Genomic DNA, 25,926 nt, shown 5'->3' on the forward strand with positions numbered 1-25,926 from the left:
TGTACGATAAAGGCACACCACATCGAACCAACTCTGCCTGACGCAGAGCTGGCGCGACCGCAAAGCGGCCGTGGCTCCCTCCCGCAGTGGGCGCCCAGGTATCACTCGGTTCTGCGCAAGAGGACAGCTCTCGGGGCTCCCACATGTACGGGTGCGGTCGCTCACAAGGCGGCCCACCGTCCGCAGACGGGGACGCTCTACCAGGCAGCGGAAAGGCCAGGCCGTGACATCCGCGGTCACGACCGACAAGTCCGCCCGCCCCGGTTACGGGCAGCTCCTGCGCACGCCCGGCGCCATCGGCTTCGTTCTCCCGGGATTCGCCGCCCGGCTCCCCTTCGGCATGCTGACCATCAGCATCCTGCTCCTCGTCCAGCACACCAGCGGCTCCTACGGCAGCGCCGGCATCGTCGCCGCCGTCACCGGCGTCTCGATGGCGCTGTCCGCCCCGGTGATGGGCAAGCTCACCGACCGCCGCGGCCAGAGCGCCGTCCTGGTCCCCGTCGTCCTCATGCACTCCGCCGCCGTCTCCACCCTCGTGGCGCTCGCACTGCTGGGCGCCCCCGTGTGGGCGCTGGCCCTGGCGGCCGTCCCCGCCGGCGCCTCCGTCCCGCAGGTCGGGCCGATGGTCCGGGCCCGCTGGGCCGCCAGGCTGGAAGGCTCCCCGCTGCTGCCGACGGCCGCCGCGTTCGAATCCGTCACCGACGAGTTCACCTTCGTCGTCGGCCCGGTGCTGGCCACCGCCCTGTGCACCGGCGTCCACCCGGCCGCCGGACTGATCACCGAGGCCGCGCTGACGCTGGCCGGCGGTCTGGTCTTCGCCGCGCAGCGCGCCACCCAGCCGAAGCTGCACACCGTGGCCGCCGGGAGCGAGGAGCACGCCTCCGCGCTGTCCTTCCCGGGCCTGCGCGTCCTGATCGTGGCCTTCCTCGGCATCGGCGCCGTCTTCGGCGGCATGCAGGTCTCGCTCGCCGCCTTCTCCAACGAGATCGGCAACCCGGGCGCCAACGGCCTGCTGTACGGCGTCTTCGCGGCCGGCAACATGACCGCGGGCATCGCCTGCGGCGCCATCGCCTGGAAGATCGGCCCGCGCCGCCGGCTGCTGCTCGGCTACGCCGGCCTCACCGTGGCCGCCTCGGTCCTGTGGACCGCGCACTCCATGATCCTGCTGGGCGCGCTCGGCCTGGTCGTCGGCCTGTGCATCGCCCCGGCCCTGATCACCGGCTACACGATGATCGAGTCCCTGATCCCGGCGAACGCCCGCACCGAGGCCTTCACCTGGCTCACCGGCGCCGTCGCCTTCGGTCAGGCCACCGCCGTGACCCTGGCCGGCCGCCTGACGGACGCACACGGGTCCTCGTACGGCTTCCTGGTGCCCATGGCGGGCACCGTGCTGGCGCTGGCGACCCTGCTCGCGCTGCGGTCGAGCCTGGCCCCGAAGGCGCCGAGCCGGATCATCAACTCGTCGGCGGGAACGCCTGCCACCGGTGCTCCGGAGGTCCCTGCCGCGCGGGTGAACGAGCGTGGTGTCGGTCACCGCGTGCCGGTGACGGTGGACTGATCGGCCGGAATACGTCACCATGGAACGTCGTTAGCACTCATTGAGTCAGAGTGCCAGGAGGAAATTCGTGCCGACCTACCAGTACCAGTGCACCGAGTGCGGTGAGGGCCTTGAGGCCGTGCAGAAGTTCACCGATGACGCACTGACCGAGTGCCCGAACTGCCAGGGACGCCTCAAGAAGGTGTTCTCCGCGGTCGGCATCGTCTTCAAGGGATCCGGTTTCTACCGGAACGACAGCCGCGGCGCCTCGTCGAGCAGCACGCCTGCCTCCTCGAAGCCGTCGACGCCTGCCGCCGCCCCGGCCGCTTCGTCGACGTCCTCGTCGTCGTCTTCCTCGTCGAGCACGAGCAGCAGCTCGACGTCCGCCGCCTGATCCCTGATCTCGTCCGTTCTTCGTAAGGCCCCGCAGCCCTTCCCGGGCGGCGGGGCCTTGCGCATGCCCGGTTAGGGTGGCGGCATGGCTAACGCAGAGATCGGTGTCATCGGCGGCTCGGGCTTCTACTCCTTCCTGGACGACGTCTCCGAGGTCCGGGTGGACACCCCGTACGGGCCTCCGAGCGACTCCCTCTTCCTCGGTGAGCTGGCCGGGCGCCAGGTCGCCTTCCTGCCCCGCCACGGTCGCAGCCACAAGCTCCCGCCCCACAAGATCAACTACCGGGCCAACCTGTGGGCGCTGCGCTCGGTGGGCGTCCGCCAGGTGCTCGGCCCGTGCGCGGTCGGCGGCCTGCGCACCGAGTACGGCCCGGGCACGCTGCTCGTTCCCGACCAGCTGGTCGACCGTACGAAGTCCCGCGCCCAGACGTTCTTCGACGGCGAGCCGCTGCCCGGGGGCACGGTCCCGAACGTCGTGCACACCACCTTCGCCGACCCGTACTGCCCGGTGGGCCGCTCGGTGGCGCTGGCGGCGGCGCGCGGGCGCGCATGGGAGCCGGTGGACGGCGGCACGATGGTCGTCATCGAGGGCCCCCGCTTCTCGACGCGCGCCGAGTCGAAGTGGCACGCCGCGATGGGCTGGTCGGTCGTCGGCATGACGGGCCACCCGGAGGCGGTCCTCGCCCGCGAGCTGGGCCTCTGCTACACGTCGATGGCGCTGGTCACGGACCTGGACGCGGGCGCGGAGACGGGTGAGGGCGTGTCCCACACGGAGGTCCTGAAGGTGTTCGGCGAGAACGTCGGCCGCCTGCGGGAGGTCCTCTTCGACGCGGTCTCCGCCCTGCCCCCGACGGACTCCCGCGCCTGCCTGTGCACCCACGCCCACGACGGCTGGGACCTCGGCATCGAACTGCCGTAGCGGTCCACGTGAGCGGGAGCAATACGATCGTCGCCCTCGACTTCGCGGGGCGGCGGGAGGCCGAGGCGCTCGCCGACCGCCTCGGGAATGCCTGCGGCCACTACAAGATCGGGCTGGAGCTGCTCACCGCCGCCGGGCCCGGCCTCGTCGAGGAACTCATCGGGCGCGGGCACGAGGTGTTCCTGGACCTGAAGCTCTTCGAGATCCCGAATTCCGTGGCGGGCGCGGTGCGCGCCGCGGGCGCGCTGGGCGCCTCGATGGTGACCGTGCACGCGATGGGCGGTACGGGCATCATGTCCGCGGCGGTGGCGGCGGCGCGGGAGTTCCCCGGGCTGCGGGTGATCGCGCTGACGGTGGTCACGAGCATGACCGGGAGCGACCTCGCCGACATCGGCATCGGCACGTCGACCGAGGAGCAGGTGCTGCGGCTGGCCCGGCTGGCGGTGGACGCGGGGTGCGACGGTCTCGTCGCCTCACCGCGGGAGGCCGGTGCGCTGCGGGCCGCGCTGGGGCCGCGCCCGTTGATCGTGACGCCGGGGATCACCCTGGCGGGCGGGGAGCCGGGCGAGCACGCCGCCCGTGCCGGGACGGCGCGGGCGGCCTTCGCCGCCGGGGCATCGCACGTCGTGGTGGGCCGGGCGGTGACACGGGCCGCCGACCCGGTGGCGGCGCTGCGGCGGGTCCGGGAGGGCGGCTGACCGCCGGGCGGCCACTCGTGTGGGTGATGGCGTTGTCCATAGGCTGGGGATTGTCCCCAGGGGCGAGCGGGAGTTGGCGGGGCGGCGGATCGTGAGGGGTGTCCGGGCGCTGGGTCCGGGCGTCGGAACTCGATCGCCGGTGGTGGCCGTCATGTCCAAGTCCTCGCCCTTCTCCTCTTCTTCCCCCTCTTTCCCCTCTTCCGCGTGTCCCCCCGCCTCTTCCGCGTGTCCCCCCGCGCGGCCCGTGCCCTCCTTTCCTCCGCTTCGCGTCGGGCGGGGCGGGGACCGGCTGCGCCGGGCCGTACGGCGTCGGCGGCGCGCGGCTTCGGCCGGCCTGGCCGTACTGGCGGCCGCGCTGGCGGTGGTGGGCGGGACGGAGGCGGCCCAGGCTTCGCGGGGCGCGACTCCGCCCCCCGGGGTGAAACCCCCGCCGGCCGCGGTGCGGTGGGTGTCGGCGCCGGTGCGCATCGCGGACGCGGCGACGGTGCGGCTGTTGCGGCCCGGGGACCGGGTGGACGTGGTCGCGGCGGAGCGCGCGGGCTCGCCGAGGGTGGTGGCCGCCGGTGCGCGCGTGGCCGAAGTACCCGCTCCGGAGAAGGATGTCGGGGATGCCGGGGCGCTGGTCGTCCTGTCGGTGCCCCGGGACACCGCGCGGGCTCTCGTGGGGGCGGGCGCCGTGGCACGGCTGGCGGTGACACTGTGCTGAATCGGACTTGCGTGCAGTCAAGTCACCACAAGACGGGCACCGATTGGACACGCCGGGCCCGGACTGCCGTAGCTTTCGGAACCGTTGGCTCCATGTTCGGCGGATTCGAAGAGAGGCTCAGTGGTGAGCGAGAAGAAGAAGGAAGGCGTCCTGGCAGGCTTCAAAGCCTTCCTGATGCGCGGCAACGTGGTCGACCTGGCGGTGGCGGTCGTCATCGGCGCCGCGTTCACGAACATCGTGAACTCGGTCGTGAAGGGGATCATCAGCCCGCTGGTCGGCGCCGTGGGGACGAAGAGCCTGGACGGCTACACGTCTTGCCTGAAGGACCCTTGCGGCATCGACGCGAAGGGGGAGCCCACCGGCGTGAACATCCTCTGGGGTTCGGTGCTGAACGCCGCGCTGACCTTCCTGATCACCGCAGCGGTCGTCTACTTCCTGATGGTGCTGCCGATGTCGAAGTACCTGGCCAAGATGGAGCAGCGCCGCAAGGCCAAGGAAGGCGTCCAGGAGACCATCGAGATCACCGAGCTGGTGGTCCTCAAGGAGATCCGGGACGAGCTCATCGCCCAGCGCGGCCAGAACGGCCAGAACGGCCAGGGCGGCCAAGGTGGCCCGGGCGGGTACGGCGGCCAGGGCGGCCAGGGCGGCCAAGGCGGCCAGGGTGGGTACGGCGGCCAGGGCGGCCAGTACGGTCACCCCGGTCAGGGCTACTAGCGGGTCAGACGTGGTGCGGCGGCTTCTCGTCGAGGAAGCGGGCCAGGTCGGCCGCGCTCCCGGCGGAGGCCGGCCGCTCGCCCCACCCGCGGTCGGTGTCGTCCGAGGACTGCTGGTCCAGCGGGTCGTCGAAGACGAGCCGGGGCTTGGGCCGCGGCGCGGGCGCAGCCTCGGGCCGGGGCTCGGGCTGCGGGGACTGCGGGTCGGAAGCGGGGGCGCTGCTCATGCCTCCAGAGTACGGCCGCCCCCGCCCCGGACCCCGCCCCCTCCACCGCCCTGCCCCCGGCCCGGGGTCAGCTCGGGGCCTCGGCGCCCGGGCGGGCGTAGAACCACCAGCACACCGCCAGGCAGGTGGCGTAGAAGCCGATGAAGAGCCACAGCGCGTTCGTGACGGCCATGGCGGCGAACATCGCCGGGATGAAGAAGAACCCGTAGGCGGCGATGGCGGAGGAGAAGCCGGTGACGGCGCCCGCCTCCATCTCCGACTGCTTCAGCGCCGCGGCCTGCGCCTCGGGGCCCCTGCCCTCGGCTTCACGCATGTGCTGGTCCCGGAAGATCACCGGGATCTGCCGGAAGGTCGATCCGTTGCCCAGCCCGGAGAAGGCGAAGGCGAAGAGGAAACCGATGAAGAACGCCCAGAAGCTGCCCTGGTCGCCGCCCGAGGGCAGCGCGAAGATCACCACGACCAGAGCCGCCGCCATGCCGACGAACGACAGGATCGTGACCCTGGCGCCGCCGATCTTGTCGGAGAGCCAGCCGCCGGCCCAGCGCATGAGCGCGCCGATGAACGGGCCGATCCAGGCATAGGTGGTCGCCTGGTAGCCCTGCGCCTCGAAGTTGTTCTTGATCAGCAGGGGCAGGCCGGCCGCGAAGCCGATGAAGGACCCGAAGGTGCCGACGTAGAGCCAGGTCATCAGCCAGTTGTGCTTGCGCTTGAAGATGATCTTCTGTTGGCTGAAGGGGGCCGCGGCCACCCGCAGGTCGTTCATCAGGAACCAGGCGAGCAGCGCCATGATCACCAGCAGCGGCACCCAGAGGAACGCGCCGTTCTGGAGCCAGATGTCGGTGTTCTTCTTCGCGTCGTGCTGCGGACCGCCCGCCGGCGCGCCCAGTACCGCGGCCGTGACCACCAGCGGAGCGACCAGCTGGACCACGCTCACGCCGAGGTTGCCGAGACCCCCGTTGAGGCCGTTGGCGCTGCCCTTCTCCCGCTTGGGGAAGAAGAAGCCGATGTTCGCCATCGAGGAGGCGAAGTTCGCTCCGCCGATCCCGCAGACGGCCGCGATCAGCGCCAGCTCCCAGTACGGGGTGCCGGTGTCCTGAAGGGCGAAGCCCAGCCACAGCATCGGCCCGGTCAGGATGATCGTGCTGAACGCGGTGAACTTCCGCTCGCCGAAGATCGGCCCGATGAAGGTGTACAGGATCCGGAAGGTGCCGCCGGTGATGCCGGGGATGGCCGTCAGCCAGAACAGCTGCGACTTGGAGAAGCCGAAGCCGACGTCGTTCAGCTTGACCACGGTGACCGACCAGACCTGCCAGACCACGAAGCCGAGCATCAGCGCCGGGATCGAGACCCAGAGGTTGCGCTGGGCGACGGTGCGGCCGGTGGACTGCCAGAACCCCTCGTCCTCGGGCCGCCAGTCGCCGATGGTGGCGCCCGGCTTGTAGGTCTCGCGGCGGTGCGAGCGCACCGGGGACGGGGTGGGGGTGGGGGTGGGTATGGACATGGTCATCGGTCCTTCGGGTCGAGGAGCCACAGTCCCAGCACGACGAGGAAGGACAGGATCAGGAATCCCGCGCCCCACCAGGCCGTGCCGGTGTTGCCCTCCATCCACTCGTTGACGGTCACCGTCAGCGCCCAGAGCTGGCCGATCACGACCGTGAGGGCCAGGGTCAGACGGGCGTTGAGCTTCGAGGAGCGCTCCGGCTCCTGTTCGGATCCGGCGCCCGGACCGGGGCCCGTGTGCCGGATCCGCGGGTCTCCGTAGCCGCTGGTGGGGCGGATCTGCGGATACCGCTCCCGCACCGGCCGGTTCAGCCGGGGCTGGGCACTGCCCGGCTGGTAGTCCGGGCGCGGAGGCAGGGCGCCGTCGCTCATGTGCGCCTGCTCTCGGTGGCGCGGTCCGCACCGGGGCAGCCGAGCCTGCGGGCCATGTCGGGCCGGGCCTCGCCGAACTGCCGGCACAGGGCTTCCCTCGCCGACTCTCCCGACCGGGCGGTGGCGACGGCCCAGACGCTGCCGTCGGTCTCCTCGGTCAGGAAGATCCTGGGGAGCGGGCGCGGCGGCGGGCCGGCGGTCACCTCGCCGGTACGGGCGTCGAAGACGCCCTCGTGGCAGGGGCAGTACAACTCCCCGTCGGATCCCCGGTCCTCGCGCCACAGCACGGCGCAGGCCAGGTGGGTGCAGACGGCGGAGTAGCCGACGAGGGCGCCGTCCGGCAGCCGTACGGCCAGGGCCCGGTCCTCGTCCCCCGGGAAGCGGAAGGCGACGGACTCTCCCGGCGCCAGCCGGTCGGCGACCTTCTTGGTCTGGGGCGGGCTCGCGCTGTCGCCGTGCCGGTGCAGGATGCCGGAGGCGACGCCCACACCGCCGATGGCGAGGCCGCCCGAGACGGTGGCCACGATCCGCAGGTAGTCGCGGCGGGTGGTGAGGGAGTCGGCACTGATCCGGTCGCGCAGCCGCTCCGCGGCGTCCTCTCCCGCGAGTTCCGGTCCCGTGGCGGGCGAGGGCGGTTCGGTGAGGCTCATCGGACATCCACTCCGTTGATCTCGACGACGGGCAGGCCGCCGGGGACGGGCCACTGGACCTTGTCGGCGGGGACGACCATCGCGACGCCGGTGCTGACCATCACGTCGCCGAAGGCGAAGGAGTCGGCGACCTGGACGCCGGGGCGTTCGGCCTGGAGCTCTTCGAGGGTTCCGTAGAAGAGGGCCCCGGTCGGGCAGACGGTGGCGCACATCGGGGCCAGGCCGTAGGCGGTGCGGTCGTAGCAGAGGTTGCACTTCATCTGCAGCTTGGCCTGGAGGTCGATCTTCGGGACGCCGAAGGGGCAGGCGTTGACGCAGTTGGCGCATCCGATGCAGCGGGTGGTGTCGGCCTGCTGGACCACACCGTCGGCGGTCACCAGGATCGCGTCGGCGGGGCAGACCTCGGCGCAGGGGGCGACCGGGTCCTCGCAGTGCATGCAGACGGTCGGAAGGGAGGCGACGGACATGCCGGGGTCGGTGTAGTCCAGGTGGATCATCGATTTGCCGCGGTGGGAGTCGCATTCGCGGCAGGCGGAGACACAGGCCTGGCAGCCGATGCAGCGCCCCGGGTCGATGAAGATCGTGCGGCCCATCATGGCGGGTCAGCTCCTCTCCGCCGTGCCACGGCCCTGCGGGGACGTGGGGGGCAGGCGGTCGGTGCGGGAGGCCTGGGCCTCCGGGTAGGCCTCGTGGCCCGGGGCCGTGGGCGGCGCGGGCACCTCGTCGACCCGCTCGGCGGCCTCGATCCGGGCGGCGCAGACCTTGTACTCGGGGATCTTCGAGCGGGGGTCGAGGGCGTCGATGGTCAGGGCGTTCGCGGACGTCGGAACGGGCCAGTGGTACGGGATGAAGACGGTGTCGGGGCGGATGGCCTCGGTGACCAGGGCCGGGAAGACCTCGCTGCCGCGGCGGGTGACCACCCGGACCGGGTCGCCGTTGCGGAAGCCGTGCGAGGGGTGCACCTCCACCCAGGGGCGGGGGGTCTGCTCGACGAGGGCGCCCAGGCGGCGGGTCTGGTTGCCGGAGAGGAAGTGCGCGACGGTGCGGCCGGTGGTCAGGGAAAGGGGGAACTCTTCGGTGTAGGCGTCCATGGGCGGATGCCATTCCACGACCTGGAGGTGGATCTTTCCGTCGGGGTGGTACGTCCGGCCGTCCTCGAACAGCCGGGGCGTGCCCGGGTGCTCGGTGGACGGGCAGGGCCAGGCGATCCCGCCCGTCTCCTCCAGCCGGTCGTAGGTGATGCCGTAGTAGTCGTTGACCGTGCCGGCGGAGGCGATCCGCAGCTCCTCGAACACCTCGCGGGAGCCGGGGAACTCGAAGTGCGCTCCGGCGCCCAGCCTTCGGGCGAGCTCGCAGATGACCCAGGTGTCGGTGCGCACCCCGGCCGGGGGCTCCTGGGCCTTGTTGTGCTTGACCACGCGGGCCTCGGCGTTGGCCATCACTCCCTCGTCCTCGGCCCAGGTGGTGACGGGGAAGACGACGTGGGCGTTGGCCGCGGTCTCGGAGAGGAAGAAGTCGAACTGTGCGTGGAACTCGGCGGTGTCGTAGCCGTCCTTGACCACCGCGTAGTTGGGAAGGGAGACGAAGGGGTTGTTGCAGATGCCGATGAGGCCGCGGATCTCCCGCCGCTGCATCTGCCAGACCATCTCCATCATGGAGGTGCCGGCGCCGGGGAGTTCGGATTCCTCGATGCCCCAGATCCGGCAGATCTGCGCCCGGTGCTCCGGGTTGGTGATGGAGCGGCCGCCGGGAAGGAGGTCGGACTTCTGGCCGTGCTCGCGTCCGCCCTGGCCGTTGCCCTGGCCGGTGATGGTCCCGTAGCCGGCGCCGGGCTTGCCGATGTTGCCGGTGGCGGCGCACAGGTTGATGACGGAGAGGCAGTTCTCGACGCCCTGGGAGTGGTGCTCGATGCCGCGGGCGTGCCAGGCCATGGCCCGGCCCGCACCGGCGAAGACGCGCGCGACCTGGACGATCTGCTCCGCGGGCACCCCGCAGATCTCGGCGGAGCGGGCGGGCGGGTACTGCGCGACGGTCGCCTCGACCTCGTCCCAGCCGGTGGCGTGGGCGGCGAGGTAGGCCTCGTCGGCCAGGCCCTCGGCGACGATCACGTGCAGGACGGCGTTGAAGAAGGCGGAGTCGGTGCCGGGCCTCAGCGCGACGTGGATGTCCGCGGTGCGCGCGATGGCCGTCTCGCGCGGGTCGACCACGATCAGCGTGGCGCCCCGGTCCCGCGCCCCCCACAGGTACTGGGTCATCACGGGGAAGCACTCCCCCACGTTCGACCCGGCGATGAGCAGGCAGTTCGTGAGGAGGATGTCGGAGAAGGGGTTGCCGGCCCGGTCGATGCCGAAGGCGAGCTTGTTGGCGCCCGCGGCGCTGACCATGCACAGGCGGCCGTTGTAGTCGACGTGCTTGGTCTTCAGCGCGACCCGGGCGAACTTGCCGACCAGGTAGGTCTTCTCGGAGAACAGGCTGGCGCCGCCGAGCAGGCCGAACGCGTCGTTCCCGTACGCGCCCTGGATGCGGCGGATCTCGGAGACGGTGAAGTCCAGGGCCTCGTCCCACGAGCACTCCCGGAACTCCTCGTCGCGGGATCGGCGCATCAGCGGGCTCGTCAGCCGGTCGGGGTGGTTGACCTGCTGGTAGGCGTTGATGCCCTTGGGGCACAGCCGCATCCGGTTGATGTCGTGGTTGCGGGGCTCCACGCCGAACACCTTGCCGCCGCGGTCCACGCGCAGGTACATCCCGCACTGCACGCCGCAGAAGCAGCAGTGGGTGGGGACGAGGGTCTCGCCGTTCTGGTCGGCGTGCCACTGGTCGGCAGGGATGCCGCCCGCGTCGCGGAAGTTGCGCGTGCCGGGCGGGGCGATCGACGGGTCGAGGGGCAGTGCGGCCTGCTTGGCGGGGTCCGTCGCGGTCACTTGAAGCCCTTCTTGACGTGCGCGAGGTAGGCGTTGCCGCGCAGGACCCGCTTGCAGCGCGGGCAGTACTCGACGAAGGCGTTGAAGTCGAGCTTCAGGTCCCGCATCGTGCCGCGCAGGTTCTCGACGTACGGGGCGGTGTCGACGGGCTCTGCGCAGCGCTTGCAGGCGAAGACCTGCTCGTCCTGGCGGGCCGTGTACTTGAACAGCTGCATGCCGACGGCGGCGGGCCGCTGCACGATGTGGAAGGACTTCCCGAACGGGATGTAGATGAGGGTGAACACCACCGACACCATGTGCAGCAGCGCCAGGAACTCGTAGCCGCCGCCGTGCAGGAAGATCGACGAGAAGGTCAGCAGCAGCCCGGTCACCGAGATCACGATCAGGCAGATCAGCGGCAGCAGGTCGTAGGCGAAGCGCTGGCCCGTGATGGCCCCGCGGTCCTTCATCCGCCGCCACAGGAAGTACGAGGCACCGGGGATGACCAGCACGGCGGCGATGTCCAGGCCGTGGAACATGAGCCAGCCGACGACGTTCAGCGCGTTGAAGCCGAGGATCTTGAAGCCCCAGATCCGCATCTCGTATCCGGGTCCCGAGCCGGTGGAGGAGGTGAAGGTGAACCAGCCCCAGGTGAGCGGGAAGGTGATGGCCGCCGCCAGCAGGCAGCCCCAGAAGATCATCTGGTGTGCGGCCCAGCGCGAGCGCGAGCGGGCGCCCAGGAACTTCTGGAAGCCGAGGTAGGTGGCGATCATCCGCGGCACGGCGGTGGGGGCCTTGCGGAAGTTCGCGGCGGAGAAGAAGCTGCCGAAGCCCTTCTTGAACAGGCGCCGGGCGCCGGGCGCGGAGACCCAGACCGTGTACCGGTAGGCCACGCCGAAGGCGAGGAAGACGGTGGCGACGGCGTACGGCAGCAGCGCGGAGTCGAAGTCGCGCAGGAGCCGGCTGCCCAGCACGATCGCGGCGATCAGCAGCAGCGAGACGACCGTGCCGGCGAGCGTCGCCCGCGCGGTGACGGACGGTCCGGCCGGCGGGAGGGTCCCCGTCAGCGGCGGCGCGGCCGGGCGCGGGGGCACGGACGGGGGCGGGGGCGGTGGCGGCTCCGCGGCGAGGGCTTCTGAGGGCTCGGACACAGCACCACGCTAGGTGGTCTGTACCGATTAGGCCCGTTATAACGTAGTTGGGGGTGGGCCGTACGAGTGAGTGTCCGACAAAGCCGAACGGCCCCCGCGCCTCAGACGGCGGTCAGCCCGCGGGCCTCGAAGGCCGCCCTGGCCATCGCGATCTGCTCCGCCGTGGGCGACGGGGTCCCGTGCAGCGTGAACTCCTTGCCGAGCGCCTCCCACTTCCCCACCCCCAGCTTGTGGAAGGGCAGCACGTCGACCCGCGCCACGTTGCCGAGGCGGGCGGCGAAGGCGGCGACGCCCTCGACGTTCTCCCGGGCGTCGGTCAGCCCCGGCACCAGCACGAAGCGCAGGTGCACCTCCTTGCCGAGGTCGGCGAGGCGGCGGGCGAAGTCCAGCGTCGGCCGAAGCGGCCGCCCGGTCACCTTCCGGTACGTCTCCCGGTCCCAGGACTTGATGTCCAGGAGGACGAGGTCCACATCGCGCAGCAGCGCGTCGGTGGCCCGGGCGCCGAGGAAGCCGGAGGTGTCCAGGGCGGTGTGCAGACCGAGCTCGTGCTTCATCCGGTGCAGCAGTTCGCCCGCGAAGACCGGCTGGAGCAGCGGCTCGCCGCCGGAGACGGTGGCGCCCCCGCCCGAGGCCGCGATGAACCGCGTGTACTTGCGGGCCTCGGCGATGACCTCGTCCGCGGAGGTGCGCTTGCCGGACCGCATCCGCCAGGTGTCGGGGTTGTGGCAGTACAGGCAGGTCAGCGGGCATCCGGCGAGGAAGGTGACGAAGCGGGTCCCGGGCCCGTCGACGCCGGTGGACAGGTCCCAGGAGTGGACCGAACCCTCGCTGGGCCGGTGGGTCGCGGCGGCGGCCAGGGTCGTGGGGAGGGGAAGCAGGACGGTCATGGCAGGCACCCCTTGAGCTGTGGTCCGTCGTTTCTCGATCGCGGTGGGAGATCCTTGGCGTGCGGTCCGGAGCCGGGTGAGGGCCGGCCCCGGACCGCACGTTCGCGGGGTTACAGCGCGCCGTGGAAGGTGCGGTTCAGCACGTCGAGCTGCTGGTCCCGGGTGAGGCGGACGAAGTTCACCGCGTAGCCGCTGACCCGGATGGTCAGCTGCGGGTGGTTCTCCGGGTGTTCCATGGCGTCCCGCAGCACGTCGCGGCTCAGCACGTTGACGTTCATGTGGAAGCCGTCGCCGGCCACGTAGCCGTCGAGGACGCCCGCCAGGTTCTTGATCCGCTCCCCGGGGGTGCGCCCCAGGCCGCCGGGGGTGACGGTGCTGGTCAGCGAGATGCCGTCCTCGGCGTCCTCGTACGGCAGCTTCGCGACCGACAGGGCCGAGGCGACGTAGCCGTGGGTGTCGCGGCCGTTCATCGGGTTGGCGCCCGGGGAGAACGGCTCGCCGGCGCGACGGCCGTCCGGGGTGTTGCCGGTCTTCTTGCCGTAGACGACGTTCGAGGTGATCGTCAGCACCGACTGGGTGTGCTCGGCGCCCCGGTACGTCGGGTGGCGGCGCACCTTGCGCATGAACTCCTCGACCAGCCGGACCGCGATGCCGTCGACCCGGTCGTCGTTGTTCCCGTACGCCGGGTACTCGCCCTCGACCGTGTAGTCGGTGGCCAGGCCGGTCTCGTCGCGGTGCACCCTGACCTTCGCGTACTTGATGGCGGCCAGCGAGTCGGCGGCGACGGACAGGCCGGCGATGCCGCAGGCCATCGTGCGGCGCACGTCGCGGTCGTGGAGCGCCATCTCGATGCGCTCGTACGCGTACTTGTCGTGCATGTAGTGGATGACGTTCAGCGCGTGGACGTAGGTGTCGGCGAGCCACTCCATCTGCTCGTCGAACTTGGCCATGACCTCGTCGTAGTCGAGGACGTCCGAGGTGACGGCGCCGCTCGCCGGGCCGACCTGGGCGCCGGACCTCTCGTCCCGGCCGCCGTTGATCGCGTACAGCAGGGTCTTGGCGAGGTTCACGCGGGCGCCGAAGTACTGCATCTGCTTGCCGACCGGCATCGCGGACACGCAGCAGGCGATCGCGGTGTCGTCGCCGAAGCGCGGGCGCATCAGCTCGTCGGACTCGTACTGCACCGAGGAGGTGTCGATCGAGACGCGGGCGCAGAACTCCTTGAACCCCTGCGGCAGCCGCGGCGACCAGAAGACGGTCATGTTCGGCTCGGGGGCCGGGCCCAGGTTGTAGAGGGTCTGGAGGTAGCGGAAGGAGGTGCGGGTGACCAGGGGGCGGCCGTCCTCGCCCATGCCGGCGATGGACTCGGTGACCCAGGTCGGGTCGCCGGAGAACAGCTCGTCGTACTCGGGCGTGCGCAGGAAGCGCACGATCCGGAGCTTGATGATGAAGTCGTCGACGAGCTCCTGAGCCTGCTCCTCCGTCAGGAGGCCGGCCTCGATGTCACGCTGGAGGTAGACGTCGAGGAAGGTGGAGGTCCGGCCGAGCGACATGGCCGCGCCGTTCTGCTCCTTCACGGCGGCCAGGTACGCGAAGTACAGCCACTGGACGGCTTCGCGGCCGGTGCGCGCGGGTCCGCAGATGTCGTGACCGTAGGAGGCGGCCATCGCCTTGAGCTCGGCGAGCGCGCGGATCTGCTCGGAGAGCTCCTCGCGCAGGCGGATCGTCTCCTCCAGCGGACGGGGAGTCGCGGAGAGGGAGTTCAGCTCCTCCTTCTCCTCCTTCTTGACCGCGATGAGGCGGTCGACGCCGTACAGGGCCACGCGGCGGTAGTCGCCGATGATGCGGCCCCGGCCGTACGCGTCCGGCAGGCCGGTGACGACGCCGGCCTTGCGGGCGGCGCGGATCTCGGGGGTGTAGGCGTCGAAGACACCGGCGTTGTGCGTCTTGCGGTACTCCGTGAAGACCTTCTCCAGCTCCTCGGAGACCGGGTAGCCGTACGTCTCCAGAGCGCCGGCGACCATGCGCCAGCCGCCGTAGGGCATGATCGCGCGCTTGAGCGGGGCGTCCGTCTGGAGACCGACGATCAGGTCCTTGTCGCGGTCGATGTAGCCGGGGGCGTGCGCGGTGATGGTCGACGGGACGTCGTACGCGACGTCGAGGACGCCCTTCTCGCGCTCCTGCGGGAACTTGTCCGTGATGACCTTCCACACGGCGGTCGTGCGGGGAGTGGGCCCGGCCAGGAACTCCTCGCCGCCTTCGTACGGCGTGTAGTTCTGCTGGATGAAGTCGCGGACGTCGATGGCGTCGCGCCACAGACCTCCCTTGAAGCCCTCCCAGGCCTCGCAGGCCTCGCCGTTCTTCGTGGTCTCCGCAGGAGTGGCGGTCATGGCCGGCACCTTCTTCCGTCGCATCGTCGCTTGACTCCATTGCACGCCTTTTGATCGATCATTCGGCGCCGCGTTGGTCCCGATCCGATGCCCGAAGGTCCCGCGTCTCACCGAAAATCGACGTCGACACCATCTCCGACCTGGGCTTTCCCCCAGGACGAAAGTCCATGGCACCCCTTGTGAAGATCTTCACAAGGGGTGCCCCCAGCCCCCTCAGACTCGCCGGGTGCGCACGAGCCGGAAGGCGGCAAAGAGGAGCCCGGCGGCCAGGGCCAGCACGAGGGAGATTTCGACGAGCTGCGTCGGCCAGTAGTGCGAGACCGGGTGGAATTCGGCGTACCGGCCGATGACGTGCATGTCGGCGGGGCAGTCGCCCATGTGCCCGGTCCGCTCGAAGCAGGCGTACTGCGGCAGGCGCTCACCGGTGGCGGTGACGAGTCCCGCGTCCATCAGCAGGGCCGACCCCGGCTGCCCTGCGGCCACGCTCCCGCGGGGGAAGGGCGTGATCACCGTCTGCACCGGGAGGAACGACCACCGCAGGGCGCCGAGGGCCACCAGCACCAGACCGACCAGGAGGCCGGTGACGGCCATGGCGGCGAGGGTGCGCCGCACCAGCTGGCCCACGAGGACCCCGACGGCCACACCGAGCAGGCAGTACGCGACGAGCACCGGGCCCCCCGCCTCGTAGGGCCCCCGGTCCGCCCAGTGGAGCTGATAGGTGCCGTACACCCGGGCCCAGCCCAGGCGGTAGATCCCGACCAGTGCGGCCGAGCCCAGTCCGCAGACCACCGCCGCCACCAGGACCTTCGCGCCGAGCCACGCCCTCGCCGTCGTGGACTGGGAGAGGGCGAGCCGCCAGGTACCGCTCTCCAGCTCGCGAGCGGTCATCGGGCCGGCCACGAAGGCCCCCACCAGCAACGGCAGGAACAGCAGCGCCCCACCCGCCGACTGCAGGCAGAGCCGCAGCAGGTCGTACCCGCGGTCCGGGGGCAAGAGGGCCGACGGGTCGGAGTACGGGGCCTGCGCCCCCGCGCGCAGGGCCACCACCGCGGCGAGGCTCGCGGCCACCACGGCCGGTATCGCCCACAGCACGCGCCGGTGCTGGCGGACGGTGACCCAGTACGGGCCCTTCAGCGTGAGCGCGCTCATGCCCGCACCCCCGTACCGGCGAGGGAGTCCTCGACGTCGAACGACGGGGCGTCGGGCGAGCGCAGATGGGCGAGCAAGAGCTCCTCCAGCGAGGGGTGCACCGTCTCCCAGGTGCCGCCGTCGACGGGGCCCCGCGGCCGCACGAGCGCGGTGATCCGGCGGCCCGTGGTGCGGGTCTCGACGACGGTGTGCGCGGCGAGTTCGGCGCGGGCGGCGACGGGGCCGCTCAGCAGCCGGTGGGCGGCCTGGACCTCGTCCATGGGGCCGCTGAGGCGGATCCGGCCGCCGTCGACGAGGAGGAGGTGGTCGCAGACGCCCTCCAGCTCGGTGAGGATGTGCGAGGACATCACCACGGTGGTGCCGTTCTCCGCGGCGTCGGCCATCAGTGCGCCCATCAGGCGGTGCCGGGCCAGCGGGTCGAGGTCGGCCATCGGCTCGTCCAGGAGGAGCAGGCCGGGGCGCTTGCCGAGGGCCAGCGCCAGGGCGACGCGGGTGCGCCGGCCGCCGGAGAGCGCGCGGATCCTGGTGCCCGGGTCGAGCTCCATTTCCTCCACGATCCGCTCCGCCGCCTTGGCGTCCCAGCGGCCGCCATTGAGCTCGCGGCCCATGCGCAAGGTCTCGGCGATGGTGAACTGCGGATAGAGGGGCTTGTCCTGGCCCACGTAGGCCAGCGCCTCGGCCGGCGCCGTGCGCAGCGTGCCCTCCGTGGGGAGGGCGAGCCGGGCCGCGAGGGTCAGGAGCGTCGACTTTCCGGCCCCGTTGGGGCCGACGAGCGCGCACACCCGTCCTTCGCGCAGCCGGAAGGAGCAGTCGCGCAGCGCCCAGCCTCCCCGGCGTCCGTGGCGCAGGCCGAGCCCCTCCGCCTCGATCACGGTTTCCGTCATGAGTCGCCGTCCCCCTTGAATCGTCGGTCCAGTACGGACGCGAAGAGCGCCGCCACGTCGTCCCGTTCCATCCCGGCCTCCCGGGCCCGCCGCGCCCAGTCCGCGAGTTCCTCGACCAGCGGAGAGTCGGCCGGGGCACTGCCCAGGGACCTCCGGATGAAGGTGCCGAGGCCCCGCTTCGCCTCGACGAGTCCTTCGCGTTCGAGCTCGCGGTACGCCTTGAGCACGGTGTTCGGGTTGATGGCGGTGGCCTCCACGACCTCGCGCGCGGTCGGCAGTTTGTCGCCGGGCTCCAGCAGGCCCAGGCGCAGCGCCTGCCTGGTCTGCTGGACGATCTGGAGGTACGTGGCGATGCCGCTGCGCCGGTCGATGCGGTACTCCAGCACGCCGGAACCACCCTTTCACTAGCCAAGTAGTGGAAGGGTGGTGCAGAGCCGGCTTCCTGTCAACCTGCCCCGCCGCGGCGGGAGTCGGCCTAGCTCGGGGCCTCCGCGCCCTTGCGGGCGTAGAACCACCAGGCCACCGCCACGCAGCTGGCGTAGAAGCCCACGAATCCCCACATGGCGCTGGTCACCGAGAAGTTGGCGAACATCGCCGGGATGAAGAAGAAGCCGTACGCCGCGATCGCCGCCGTGAAACCGGTGACCGCGCCCGACTCGATCTCCGCCTGCTTCAGCGCGGCCGCGTACTGCGGCGTGCCCTCCGTCAGGCCCTTCAGGTGCTGGCCCCGGAAGATGACCGGGATCTGGCGGAACGTCGAGCCGTTGCCGATGCCCGAGAAGAAGAACGCCGACAGGAAGCAGAGGAAGAAGCCGGGGAACGAGCCCCGGTCCGAGCCCGCCGGCAGGAAGGTGATCACGCCCATGATCGAGCCGGCCATGCCCACGAAGGACAGGATCGTCACCCGGGCGCCGCCCAGCTTGTCGGCGATCCAGCCGCCCGCCCAGCGCGCCAGCGCGCCCAGCGCCGGGCCCATCCACGCGTACGTGGCCACCGAGTACGCCGGGAAAGTCGTCTTGATCAGCAGCGGCAGGGCCGCCGCGAAGCCGATGAAGGAGCCGAACGTGCCGACGTAGAGCCAGGTCATCAGCCAGTTGTGCTTGCGCTTGAAGATGACCTTCTGCCGGCTGAAGGGGGTGGCGGCCACCAACAGGTCGTTCTGCCCGAACCAGGCCACCGCGGCGAGCACGACCAGGACCGGGATCCAGACGAACGCCGCGTTCTGGAGGTAGATCTCCGAGCCGTCCGCCTTCTCCTGGCCCGCTCCGATCGCCAGCACGGACGAGGTGATCAGGATCGGGGTGAGCAGCTGGACCACGGAGACCCCGAGGTTGCCCAGGCCGCCGTTGATGCCGGTCGCGTTGCCCTTCTCCTGCTTGGGGTAGAAGAAGCCGATGTTGGCCAGCGAGGAGGAGAAGTTCGCACCCCCGATGCCGCACAGCGCGGCGATCGCGATCATCGTGCCGTACGGGGTGTCCGGGTTCTGCACGGCGAAGCCCAGCCACAGCAGCGGGCCGATCAGCACCACCGTCGAGATCGCCGTGAAGCGGCGCTGGCCGATCATCGGTCCGAGGAAGGTGTAGAGGATCCGCGCCGTACCGCCGGTGATGCCCGGGACGGCCGTCAGCCAGAACAGCTGCGACTGGCTGAAGCCGAAGCCGACGTCCTTCAGGTTCGTCGCCGTGATGCTCCAGACCTGCCAGACCACGAAGGCGACGAGCAGGGCCGGCACCGCGATCCACAGGTTGCGGGTGGCGACCCGCTTGCCCGTGGTCCGCCAGAAGGACGGATCCTGCGGCGTCCAGTCCGTGATGGTGCGGCCGGGGCGGTACTGCGCCGGATCGGGCGCCTGCGCGCGGCGGCCCGTCTCCGTGCGCAGATCCTGCGTGGCGGAACTCATGGCATGTCCTGGGGGTTTGAGAAGGCTCCTGAGGGTCCTGACCCATCCAGGTTCCGTCCCGCACGCCCCCCGGCATCAGAGGAGAACGTCGCCCGGCCGACGAGGAGAACGTCGCCCCGCCGACGAGGACAAGGTCCCGTCGCCCACAGTGCGCAGGTCTGGGACCCCGACCGCGCGCCTCGCCTGCCGACCGTCGTGCGGCTGCTGTCCTGTGCGGTATGACGTACGTACCGATGACCTCCCGCAGCCGGCACGAGAGCCACCGGGCCTCGACCCCGCTGGAGCTGTTCTTCGACCTCTGCTTCGTCGTCGCCGTCGCGCAGGCCGGCCGGCAGCTGGTCCACGCGCTCGCCGAGGACCACGTCGGCCCCGGCATCACCGGCTACCTCTTCGTGTTCTTCGGGGTGTGGTGGGCCTGGATGAACTTCACCTGGTTCGCCTCCGCCTACGACGTCGACGACGTGCCGTACCGGATCGCGACCCTCGTGCAGATCGCCGGCGTGCTCATCTACGCGGCCGGGATCCCGCGCGCCTTCAACGACAACGACTGGACGATCTGCGTCCTCGGCTACGTGGTGATGCGGCTCGCGCTCACCGTGCAGTGGCTGCGCGCCGCCGCCGGGGAGCAGGGGGCGGCCCGGCGCACCGCGCTCACGTACGCGGTCGGCCTGCTGGTCTGCCAGGCCGGCTGGGTGGCGCTGCTCGCCGCCCCGGAGCACTCGCGCAGGTGGCTGTTCCTGGTCCTGGTCGTGGTCGAGCTGCTGATCCCGGCCGTCGCCGAGCGCAGCTACCAGACCCAGTGGCATCCGCACCACATCGCCGAGCGGTACGGCCTGTTCACCATCATCGTGCTCGGCGAGACCATCGCCGCCAGCACGGTCGCGGTCCAGTCGGCGATCGACGAGCACGAGGCGCTGGGCGAGCTGCTGCCGATCGCCGCCGGCGGGCTGCTGCTGGTCTTCGCGGCCTGGTGGATCTACTTCGCCGTCCCCGCGCACGACCGGCTGCGGGGCAATCGCGAGGCCATCCCGTGGGGGTACGGGCACTACGTGATCTTCGCTTCGGCCGCGGCCATCGGGGCCGGCCTCGAAGTGGCGATCGAGCACGCGGTCGGCAAGACCCACGTCTCCGCGCTGTCCGCCAACCTCACGGTGTGCGTCCCGGCGGCGGTCTTCCTCGCCTTCGTCTGGCTCCTGCACTCCCGCCACTTCAAGCGGGGCACCGCTCAGCAGCTGGTGCTGCCGCTGACGGCACTGGCGATCCTCGCCTGCGCGTGGACCGGCCCCCAGGCGGTGCTGTGGGCCGGGCTGGTCGCCTCGGCCTCCGTCGCGGTGGGCGTGACCTTGGCCGACCGGGCGCGTTCTGGTGCGTGAGGACGGCGGGCGCAGCGGCCGCGGCGGCCGAGGCGAGCGCGCCGGCGACAGGGAGAAGAAACGATGAAGGTCCCGGTACAGCGGTACGCGGACACGGGCGCGGCGGTGGCGGAGTACGGGGAGCTCGCCGACCCGGCGTTCTGGCAGCAGCCCCCGGCGGCGCGCCTCGCGGCGTTCGCCCGGCTGCGGGCCCTGGACTCGCCGGTCTACGTGCCCGAGGGCAAGGGCCGCGGCCACTGGGCCCTCGTACGGCACGCGGACGTGCAGGAGGCGAGCCGGCTCCCCAAGGTGTTCGCCAGCGCCCCCGGGGTGACCACGCCCGAGCCCGCCCGGTGGGTGCGGGCGCTGTTCGGGGACTCGATGGTCAACCTGGACGGCGCGGACCACGCGCAGCTGCGCAAGATCGTGCAGCGGGCGTTCACGCCGCGGCTCCTGGCGGCGGCCGAGGCGGACATCCTCGCGGTGGCCGCCCGGATCGTGGACGACGTACTGGCGCGGGAGCCCGACGAGTTCGTCTCGGCCGTGTCCTCCCGGCTGCCGCTGGAGGTCATCTGCAACATGATGGGGATCCCGGAGCGCTACCGCGCCGAGATCGCCGACCGCGTCAACCACGCCTCGGAGAACATCGGCGTCGAGCGGGGCCTGGCCGCCCGGCTGCGGATGCCGGGGCGCGGACTGCGGGCGCTGGCCAGGATGCAGCGGATGGTCGCGGGCATCGGCCGGGAGCGGCGCAAGAACCCGACGGACGACCTGATCTCGGCGCTGGTCTGCGCCGATGTGGACGGGCAGGCCCTGAACGCCCGCCAGCTCGGTGCGTTCTTCTCGCTGCTGATGGTGGCCGGGGTGGAGACCACCCGCAACGCGATCACCCACGGGCTGAGCCTGCTGACCGACCACCCCGGCCAACGGGACCTGCTGCTCGCCGAGTTCGAGACGTACGCGGACGGCGCGGTGGACGAGATGATCCGCCACTCGACGCCGATCATCCAGTTCCGCCGGACCGTGGCCGCCGAACACACCCTGGGCGGGCACCTGTTCCACCCCGGCGACAAGGTGGTGCTGTACTACGCCTCCGCCAACCGCGACGAGGCGGTCTTCCCCGACCCCGACGCCTTCGACATCACCCGCTCACCCAATCCGCACCTGGGCTTCGGCGGTGGCGGTCCGCACTTCTGCCTGGGCGCGCACCTGGCCCGGGTGGAGATGAAGGCCCTGTTCCGCGAGCTGCTGACCCGGCCGGTCGGACTGCGGGCGGTGGGGCTCCCGGACCTGGCGGGCTCGAACTTCGACAACCGGGTCCGCGCGCTCAAATTCGCCTTCGAACGCCCCTGAGGGGCGCGGCCGGCCACCGGGCGGGCTGGGAGCCCGGCGGCCGGAGCGGGGGGGGGGATCCGCGGGAGCGCTCATGCGCGGCCAAAAGCGCCCTACTGCAGGCGCCGCACCGCGAGCACGCAGTGGGCGCTGCCCGTGAGCACGGCCTCGTCGCCCGCGAACTCCTGAAGGGTCTTCGGGTCGACCGGCTGGCCCGGGACGGCCTCGGGCCAGGCCCGGGTGGCGAAGAGGAAGTAGGCCTGGCCGCTCTCGTTGGCCGCGGCGACCCACTCGTCCGGGGCGGTGCAGGTCGCGTTCAGCCCCGGCAGGGTCAGCGCGACCTGGTTGTCCGCGAGCACGATCTGCACGGGGAAGCCGGCCGGGTTGCGGGTGCCGTCCATGACCACGTCACCGATGGGCAGGCCGATCTCCTCCAGCAGCCCGCGGGCGGCGGTCTCGCCGGCCTCCCGCCCCCGCGGCCCGTCGCCGAGGGTGTAGGCGAGCAGGTACGGGATGTCGTGGCCCTCGGCGGGGTCGCCGATCCAGGCGAGCACCGAAAGGGTGCCGAGATGGGACCGGTCGGTTTCGGCTTGAGTTGAAGTCATGCGCCGCACCCTAGTGCTCTCTCCGCCGCGCCTTTCCGGCCTTTCACCCGGGCGGGCTAGACGGCCCAGAATCCCTCTGCGGAATTCGCCTGCATGTTCGCGTCCTGGTACTGGAGCCGCACGATGCGCGCCTTTTCCGGGATTTCGAACACCACCCACCCCTCGGCCCGCTGGCCGACGGCGAGGGAATCGAAGACGAGCGGTTTTCCGGTGGTCAGCTCACCGGTCGGCACCACCCTGTGGCGCCCTCCCGCGCTGTCGTACGCCCACATGTGCCCCAGTTCCCCGTACGAGTCCCCGCCGACGTTGACGAACGACATCGAGGCCGCCACCCAGCGCTTGCCCGCGGGCGGGGCGTAGTTCTTCTCGACGCTGACCGCGGGGTCGACGTACGCGTTGAGCACGGCCTGCAGGTGCCGGCCCATCTGACGGCCGCGCACCCGTACGGCGTCACCCACGTGTGCGTCCTTCGCGGCGGACCGGGCCGCCCCCGGGGCCGCCGGATCCTCCCCGGCCCCCGGTGCGCCGTCGTCCACCGGGACGGCGGGCGCCGCGGCCGGGGCGAGCGCGGGCCCCTCGGGGGCGCCGGAGCAGGCCGTGGCACCGATCAGCAGGAGGGGGAGCAGGGCGAGGACGGGGAGAGCGGGCTGGCGCATGCAAGATCCCTTCGGGGATGTATTTCGGTCAGTTTCACGCGCCCTGCCAGGCAATTGCGCACAACGACACGAGCGTGCGGAGCGAGTTCGTACGGCCACCTGCCAGCACAATGCGTTCCGGCGGATTCCCGCCGCTCGCACCATCTGGAGGAAGAATGCGCATTTCAACCCGCGGAATGGCTCTGACGGCCTTCTCCGCACTGGCCGCCGGCACGCTGTTCACCGCTCCGGCCGGCGCCACCGCTTTCCATCAGAGCATTTCCGTACACCATGACGCGTACGTCGCGCAGGACGGCTCCGTCACCCTTTCCGGGCCGTACCACTGCGAGCAGGCGTCACCCACCGGGGTGATGCAGATCAAGGCGACGGTCGTACAGGAGGACGGCAGCCGGCTGAGCATCGGCGCGGAGCAGCCCGTCTGCGACGGCCGGGAGCACCGCTGGGTCGCCGTCGCGCCGGGCCGGTTCGCGAACGTGCACCCCGGCCGCGCGGAAGTCACCGCGGAACTCCAGGAGATCCACCTCTCGGGCCTGATGCCCCGGTCGGTCACCACGGTCGCCCGGGACACGCGGGACGTCGAGGTCCACGGGCACTGAGCGGTACGCGGCGAGCGACACGCACCCGCCCGGTGGCCGCCGCTACCGGCAGGCGGGGGCCACGCCGGTCATCGACATGAACGCGACGGTCCGGCAGCCCGGATCCGCATGCGGGCGCCCGGCCGTACGGTGCACGGCCGCCGGTACGCCGGCGGACAGCAGGAGCAGTGCGAGGAGAGCGGTCGTGGCCCCCTTGCCCGGCCGCTTGTTCAGCCGGTGCACGGCGGTGTCCCGGTCCGTGTGGTCGTCCGTTCCATGGACGGCATCATCACTCCGGCCCCGGCATCCCACAACTCGGGGTGAGCGAGTGGTCACCCCACGCCGCGGGAGCTGCCCGCGACGTCGAACTCGCACCACACCGCCTTGCCGTCGCCGCGGGACTCCACGCCCCAGTGCGTGGCCAGCGCGTCCACCAGCAGCAGCCCGCGCCCGGTGGTCGCGGCCTCGCCCGGGGTGCGCCGGCGCGGCCAGACGCTGGAGCGGTCCTTGACCCACAGCCGGATCCGCCGGACCGGCTCCGGCAGCACCTCCATGGTCAGCACCGCCCCGCCGTCCGTGTGCAGCAGCGCGTTGACCAGCAGCTCCCCGGCGGCCAGTTCCACATCGTCGGCGAGGTCGGGCATGCCCCAGTCGCGCAGGGCCTGGCGCAGGGCGTAGCGGGCCTCCGAGAGCCCCTCCGGGTCCGCCTGGTGGATGTACTGGTGGATCCGCGGGGCCCGGTGGGTGCCCGGGTCGGGGGCCCGGCGCAGCACCAGCAGGGCCACGTCGTCCCCGGAGCCCCAGCGCTCCCAGAGCCGGTCCGAGAGGTGGTCGGCGAGCGCCCCCGCCTCCTGGGGGCCGCTGCGCACGGCGTGGGCCAGGGCGTCCATGCCCTGGGTGATGGCGGTGCCGGGCTCCTCCACCAGGCCGTCGGTGCACAGCACCAGCGTCTCCCCGGGGACCAGGTCGAGCCGGGTTTCGGGGAAGTCCTCCTGTTCGAACACCGAGGCCAGCCCGAGCGGCAGTCCGCCCCGTACGTTGGGCCAGCCCGTACGCCCGTCCGTGTGCCGGATCAGCGGCCCGAGGTGGCCCGCCCGGACCGCCCGCACGCCACCGGTCTCCAGGTCCACCTGTGCGTACATGCAGGTCGCGAAGCGCTCGGTGTCCAGTTCGGCGAGGAAGCGGGAGGCCCGGGCCAGAACCGTGGACGGCGGATGCCCCTCCCCCGCGTACGCCCGCAGCGCGATCCGCAGCTGGCCCATGATCGCGGCCGCGTGCGTGTCGTGGCCCTGTACGTCGCCCACGACGATGCCCACCCGGTCGCGGGGCAGTGCGATCACGTCGTACCAGTCCCCGCCGACCTCCCGCCCGCTCCACGCGGAGTGGTAGCGCACCGCGATCTCCCCGCCGCTGATCTCGGGGATCCGGCGCGGCAGCATCGAGGCCTGCAGTCCCGTGGCGAACTCCCGCTCCTGGTCGAACAGGAGCGCCCGCTGGAGGGACTGCGCCACGATGCCCGCCAGGCCCAGGCAGAGGTTGCGCTCCTCCGGGCTGAACTCGGTGCGCCGCCGGTAGAACAGCACGAGCCCGCCGATGGCCTTGGCCTGCGCGATCAGCGGCAGGTAGGCGGCGGCGTCGAAGCGGATCCGGCGCAGGTAGTCCGCGAGCAGCGGGAACTCCCCCGCCAGTTCGGTCAGGGAGGTGACGAACCGCGCCTTGCGGGTGAGCACCGCCTGCGACAGCGGCAGCGAGCCGTCCAGCCGGGTGAACTGCCGCTCGCTGAGGATCTCCAGCGACTCCCCGCTCAGCGCGATGATCTTGATGGCGCCGTTCTCGACCAGCCCCAGGGCCAGCCCGTCGGCGCCGAGGCGTTCCAGCGCCCCCGCGCCGGTCAGCGTGGCCGTGACGTCGTCGACCGTCACGGCCCGCGACAGGGCCTCCGTCGTCCGCTGCACGATGGCGGCCTGCTGGGCCCGCGCCGACTCCAGCTTGCGCAGCACCGTGGCGTGTGCCAGCTCGGCCGTGGCGTCCCGGACGATCCCGACGATCCGCAGGGGCCGCCCCTCGGCGTCCCGCTGGATCCGGCCCTGCGTGTGCGTCCACTGGTCGACGCCGTCGCGGCGCTGCACGGTGAAGTACGAGCCGTACGTCTCCATGCCGCCGTCCAGGGCCGCCTGCGTGGACTCCGCCAGCCGGGCGCCGTCGTCGGCCGGGATCCGCAGCCCCAGCCCGTCCGGGGTGTCGTCGAACTCCTCCCGCTCCAGATCGAAGACCACGAGCCCGGACTCGTCCAGCGTCAGCGTCCCTGCCTCCAGGTCCCACTCGAAGCTGCCCATGCCGTTCAGCGCGAGCCGCTCGCCGGGCCCCGTCACGGGGTCCCGGCTGCCCTGCCCGGATCTGTCGCGCTCCGCCGCTGCCACGAGAGACACA

26 protein-coding genes are annotated in these 25,926 nt (G+C 71.7%); 9 read left to right on the plus strand and 17 right to left on the minus strand.

Features of this window, described 5'->3' with window-relative positions:
- Positions 1–223: 223 nt before the first annotated feature.
- The 6 genes from AB0M92_RS03875 to mscL all read left to right on the plus strand — a co-directional run bounded on the left by AB0M92_RS03875 (position 224) and on the right by mscL (position 4,967).
- Entirely contained in the window at positions 224–1,558 is a 1,335-nt protein-coding gene (locus tag AB0M92_RS03875; protein ID WP_366100476.1) for an MFS transporter, read from the plus strand.
- 67 nt (positions 1,559–1,625) lie between these two features.
- Positions 1,626–1,931, plus strand: a complete 306-nt coding sequence (locus AB0M92_RS03880; RefSeq protein ID WP_366100477.1) for an FmdB family zinc ribbon protein — start codon at positions 1,626–1,628, stop codon at positions 1,929–1,931.
- An 84-nt stretch (positions 1,932–2,015) separates the two neighbouring features.
- Entirely contained in the window at positions 2,016–2,849 is an 834-nt protein-coding gene (locus AB0M92_RS03885; protein WP_366100478.1) for an S-methyl-5'-thioadenosine phosphorylase, read from the plus strand.
- 8 nt (positions 2,850–2,857) lie between these two features.
- Positions 2,858–3,547 carry an orotidine-5'-phosphate decarboxylase gene (gene pyrF / locus AB0M92_RS03890; RefSeq protein WP_366100479.1) on the plus strand — a complete coding sequence of 230 codons (690 nt, stop codon included), beginning with the start codon at positions 2,858–2,860 and terminating at the stop codon, positions 3,545–3,547.
- A 151-nt stretch (positions 3,548–3,698) separates the two neighbouring features.
- On the plus strand, positions 3,699–4,253 hold the full coding sequence (locus tag AB0M92_RS03895) for a hypothetical protein (RefSeq protein ID WP_366100480.1): 555 nt from the start codon (positions 3,699–3,701) through the stop codon (positions 4,251–4,253).
- A gap of 123 nt (positions 4,254–4,376) precedes the next feature.
- Positions 4,377–4,967 (plus strand): large conductance mechanosensitive channel protein MscL, encoded by a 591-nt coding sequence (gene mscL / locus AB0M92_RS03900; protein WP_366100481.1) that lies wholly within the window; start codon positions 4,377–4,379, stop codon positions 4,965–4,967.
- 4 nt (positions 4,968–4,971) lie between these two features.
- Here mscL and AB0M92_RS03905 read toward each other — a convergent pair whose 3' ends face one another.
- The 13 genes from AB0M92_RS03905 to AB0M92_RS03965 form a co-directional block, all read right to left on the minus strand.
- Complete coding sequence (locus AB0M92_RS03905) at positions 4,972–5,193, minus strand: hypothetical protein (protein ID WP_366100482.1); 222 nt, start codon at positions 5,191–5,193, stop codon at positions 4,972–4,974.
- 67 nt (positions 5,194–5,260) lie between these two features.
- Entirely contained in the window at positions 5,261–6,694 is a 1,434-nt protein-coding gene (locus AB0M92_RS03910) for a NarK family nitrate/nitrite MFS transporter (protein ID WP_366100483.1), read from the minus strand.
- Between the two features lie 2 nt (positions 6,695–6,696).
- Positions 6,697–7,065 carry a hypothetical protein gene (locus AB0M92_RS03915; protein ID WP_366100484.1) on the minus strand — a complete coding sequence of 123 codons (369 nt, stop codon included), beginning with the start codon at positions 7,063–7,065 and terminating at the stop codon, positions 6,697–6,699.
- Complete coding sequence (locus tag AB0M92_RS03920; RefSeq protein ID WP_366100485.1) at positions 7,062–7,715, minus strand: Rieske (2Fe-2S) protein; 654 nt, start codon at positions 7,713–7,715, stop codon at positions 7,062–7,064. The genes AB0M92_RS03915 and AB0M92_RS03920 overlap by 4 nt, the downstream gene beginning before the upstream one ends.
- On the minus strand, positions 7,712–8,311 hold the full coding sequence (locus tag AB0M92_RS03925; protein WP_048474589.1) for a 4Fe-4S dicluster domain-containing protein: 600 nt from the start codon (positions 8,309–8,311) through the stop codon (positions 7,712–7,714). The genes AB0M92_RS03920 and AB0M92_RS03925 overlap by 4 nt, the downstream gene beginning before the upstream one ends.
- 6 nt (positions 8,312–8,317) lie before the next feature.
- A complete protein-coding gene (locus AB0M92_RS03930) occupies positions 8,318–10,636 on the minus strand; it encodes a molybdopterin oxidoreductase family protein (RefSeq protein ID WP_366100486.1) in 2,319 nt (772 codons plus the stop codon).
- On the minus strand, positions 10,633–11,766 hold the full coding sequence (locus AB0M92_RS03935) for an MFS transporter (RefSeq protein WP_366100487.1): 1,134 nt from the start codon (positions 11,764–11,766) through the stop codon (positions 10,633–10,635). The genes AB0M92_RS03930 and AB0M92_RS03935 overlap by 4 nt, the downstream gene beginning before the upstream one ends.
- 101 nt (positions 11,767–11,867) lie before the next feature.
- Positions 11,868–12,653: a pyruvate formate-lyase-activating protein gene (gene pflA / locus AB0M92_RS03940; RefSeq protein ID WP_366100488.1), complete on the minus strand. Its 786-nt coding sequence runs from the start codon at positions 12,651–12,653 to the stop codon at positions 11,868–11,870.
- A gap of 110 nt (positions 12,654–12,763) precedes the next feature.
- Complete coding sequence (pflB, locus tag AB0M92_RS03945) at positions 12,764–15,043, minus strand: formate C-acetyltransferase (RefSeq protein WP_366100489.1); 2,280 nt, start codon at positions 15,041–15,043, stop codon at positions 12,764–12,766.
- A gap of 213 nt (positions 15,044–15,256) precedes the next feature.
- A complete protein-coding gene (locus AB0M92_RS03950) occupies positions 15,257–16,192 on the minus strand; it encodes an ABC transporter permease subunit (protein ID WP_366100490.1) in 936 nt (311 codons plus the stop codon).
- Complete coding sequence (locus AB0M92_RS03955; protein ID WP_366100491.1) at positions 16,189–17,076, minus strand: ABC transporter ATP-binding protein; 888 nt, start codon at positions 17,074–17,076, stop codon at positions 16,189–16,191. The genes AB0M92_RS03950 and AB0M92_RS03955 overlap by 4 nt, the downstream gene beginning before the upstream one ends.
- On the minus strand, positions 17,073–17,462 hold the full coding sequence (locus AB0M92_RS03960) for a GntR family transcriptional regulator (RefSeq protein ID WP_366100492.1): 390 nt from the start codon (positions 17,460–17,462) through the stop codon (positions 17,073–17,075). The genes AB0M92_RS03955 and AB0M92_RS03960 overlap by 4 nt, the downstream gene beginning before the upstream one ends.
- 89 nt (positions 17,463–17,551) lie before the next feature.
- Complete coding sequence (locus tag AB0M92_RS03965; RefSeq protein WP_366100493.1) at positions 17,552–18,976, minus strand: MFS transporter; 1,425 nt, start codon at positions 18,974–18,976, stop codon at positions 17,552–17,554.
- Between the two features lie 218 nt (positions 18,977–19,194).
- On the opposite strand from AB0M92_RS03965, the gene AB0M92_RS03970 reads away from it, so the two are divergent.
- Complete coding sequence (locus AB0M92_RS03970; protein WP_366100494.1) at positions 19,195–20,349, plus strand: low temperature requirement protein A; 1,155 nt, start codon at positions 19,195–19,197, stop codon at positions 20,347–20,349.
- Positions 20,350–20,412: 63 nt separating this feature from the next.
- Complete coding sequence (locus AB0M92_RS03975; RefSeq protein WP_366100495.1) at positions 20,413–21,681, plus strand: cytochrome P450; 1,269 nt, start codon at positions 20,413–20,415, stop codon at positions 21,679–21,681.
- A gap of 92 nt (positions 21,682–21,773) precedes the next feature.
- On the opposite strand, the gene AB0M92_RS03980 is transcribed toward AB0M92_RS03975, so the two are convergent.
- Together AB0M92_RS03980 and AB0M92_RS03985 are read right to left on the minus strand one after the other, a co-directional pair.
- Positions 21,774–22,265: a DUF5949 family protein gene (locus AB0M92_RS03980; protein WP_366100496.1), complete on the minus strand. Its 492-nt coding sequence runs from the start codon at positions 22,263–22,265 to the stop codon at positions 21,774–21,776.
- Positions 22,266–22,321: 56 nt separating this feature from the next.
- Positions 22,322–22,921 (minus strand): hypothetical protein, encoded by a 600-nt coding sequence (locus AB0M92_RS03985; protein WP_366100497.1) that lies wholly within the window; start codon positions 22,919–22,921, stop codon positions 22,322–22,324.
- A gap of 155 nt (positions 22,922–23,076) precedes the next feature.
- Here AB0M92_RS03985 and AB0M92_RS03990 point away from each other — a divergent pair, with 155 nt between their 5' ends.
- The gene (locus tag AB0M92_RS03990; protein WP_366100498.1) at positions 23,077–23,517 is read left to right on the plus strand and encodes a DUF6299 family protein; all 441 of its coding nucleotides are present in this window, start codon (positions 23,077–23,079) and stop codon (positions 23,515–23,517) included.
- A 42-nt stretch (positions 23,518–23,559) separates the two neighbouring features.
- Here AB0M92_RS03990 and AB0M92_RS03995 read toward each other — a convergent pair whose 3' ends face one another.
- Together AB0M92_RS03995 and AB0M92_RS04000 are read right to left on the minus strand one after the other, a co-directional pair.
- Complete coding sequence (locus tag AB0M92_RS03995) at positions 23,560–23,739, minus strand: hypothetical protein (protein ID WP_366100499.1); 180 nt, start codon at positions 23,737–23,739, stop codon at positions 23,560–23,562.
- 89 nt (positions 23,740–23,828) lie between these two features.
- Positions 23,829–25,916, minus strand: a complete 2,088-nt coding sequence (locus tag AB0M92_RS04000; RefSeq protein WP_366100799.1) for a SpoIIE family protein phosphatase — start codon at positions 25,914–25,916, stop codon at positions 23,829–23,831.
- Positions 25,917–25,926: the final 10 nt, after the last annotated feature.

It is taken from the genome of Streptomyces sp. NPDC051582, from assembly GCF_040681715.1.
Lineage (GTDB): Bacteria > Actinomycetota > Actinomycetes > Streptomycetales > Streptomycetaceae > Streptomyces.

Bases quoted from the DNA above. Each gene is read 5' to 3' on its own strand.
- AB0M92_RS03970 (WP_366100494.1), top strand. From the start codon at position 19,195: ATGACGTACGTACCGATGACCTCCCGCAGCCGGCACGAGAGCCACCGG.
- AB0M92_RS03975 (WP_366100495.1), top strand. From the start codon at position 20,413: ATGAAGGTCCCGGTACAGCGGTACGCGGACACGGGCGCGGCGGTGGCG.
- AB0M92_RS03895 (WP_366100480.1), top strand. From the start codon at position 3,699: ATGTCCAAGTCCTCGCCCTTCTCCTCTTCTTCCCCCTCTTTCCCCTCT.
- AB0M92_RS03885 (WP_366100478.1), top strand. From the start codon at position 2,016: ATGGCTAACGCAGAGATCGGTGTCATCGGCGGCTCGGGCTTCTACTCC.
- AB0M92_RS03910 (WP_366100483.1), bottom strand. From the start codon at position 6,694: ATGTCCATACCCACCCCCACCCCCACCCCGTCCCCGGTGCGCTCGCAC.
- pflB (WP_366100489.1), bottom strand. From the start codon at position 15,043: ATGACCGCCACTCCTGCGGAGACCACGAAGAACGGCGAGGCCTGCGAG.
- AB0M92_RS03925 (WP_048474589.1), bottom strand. From the start codon at position 8,311: ATGATGGGCCGCACGATCTTCATCGACCCGGGGCGCTGCATCGGCTGC.
- pflA (WP_366100488.1), bottom strand. From the start codon at position 12,653: ATGACCGTCCTGCTTCCCCTCCCCACGACCCTGGCCGCCGCCGCGACC.
- AB0M92_RS03905 (WP_366100482.1), bottom strand. From the start codon at position 5,193: ATGAGCAGCGCCCCCGCTTCCGACCCGCAGTCCCCGCAGCCCGAGCCC.
- AB0M92_RS03950 (WP_366100490.1), bottom strand. From the start codon at position 16,192: ATGAGCGCGCTCACGCTGAAGGGCCCGTACTGGGTCACCGTCCGCCAG.
- AB0M92_RS03955 (WP_366100491.1), bottom strand. From the start codon at position 17,076: ATGACGGAAACCGTGATCGAGGCGGAGGGGCTCGGCCTGCGCCACGGA.
- AB0M92_RS03985 (WP_366100497.1), bottom strand. From the start codon at position 22,921: ATGCGCCAGCCCGCTCTCCCCGTCCTCGCCCTGCTCCCCCTCCTGCTG.
- AB0M92_RS03965 (WP_366100493.1), bottom strand. From the start codon at position 18,976: ATGAGTTCCGCCACGCAGGATCTGCGCACGGAGACGGGCCGCCGCGCG.
- AB0M92_RS03990 (WP_366100498.1), top strand. From the start codon at position 23,077: ATGCGCATTTCAACCCGCGGAATGGCTCTGACGGCCTTCTCCGCACTG.
- AB0M92_RS03980 (WP_366100496.1), bottom strand. From the start codon at position 22,265: ATGACTTCAACTCAAGCCGAAACCGACCGGTCCCATCTCGGCACCCTT.
- AB0M92_RS03920 (WP_366100485.1), bottom strand. From the start codon at position 7,715: ATGAGCCTCACCGAACCGCCCTCGCCCGCCACGGGACCGGAACTCGCG.
- AB0M92_RS03915 (WP_366100484.1), bottom strand. From the start codon at position 7,065: ATGAGCGACGGCGCCCTGCCTCCGCGCCCGGACTACCAGCCGGGCAGT.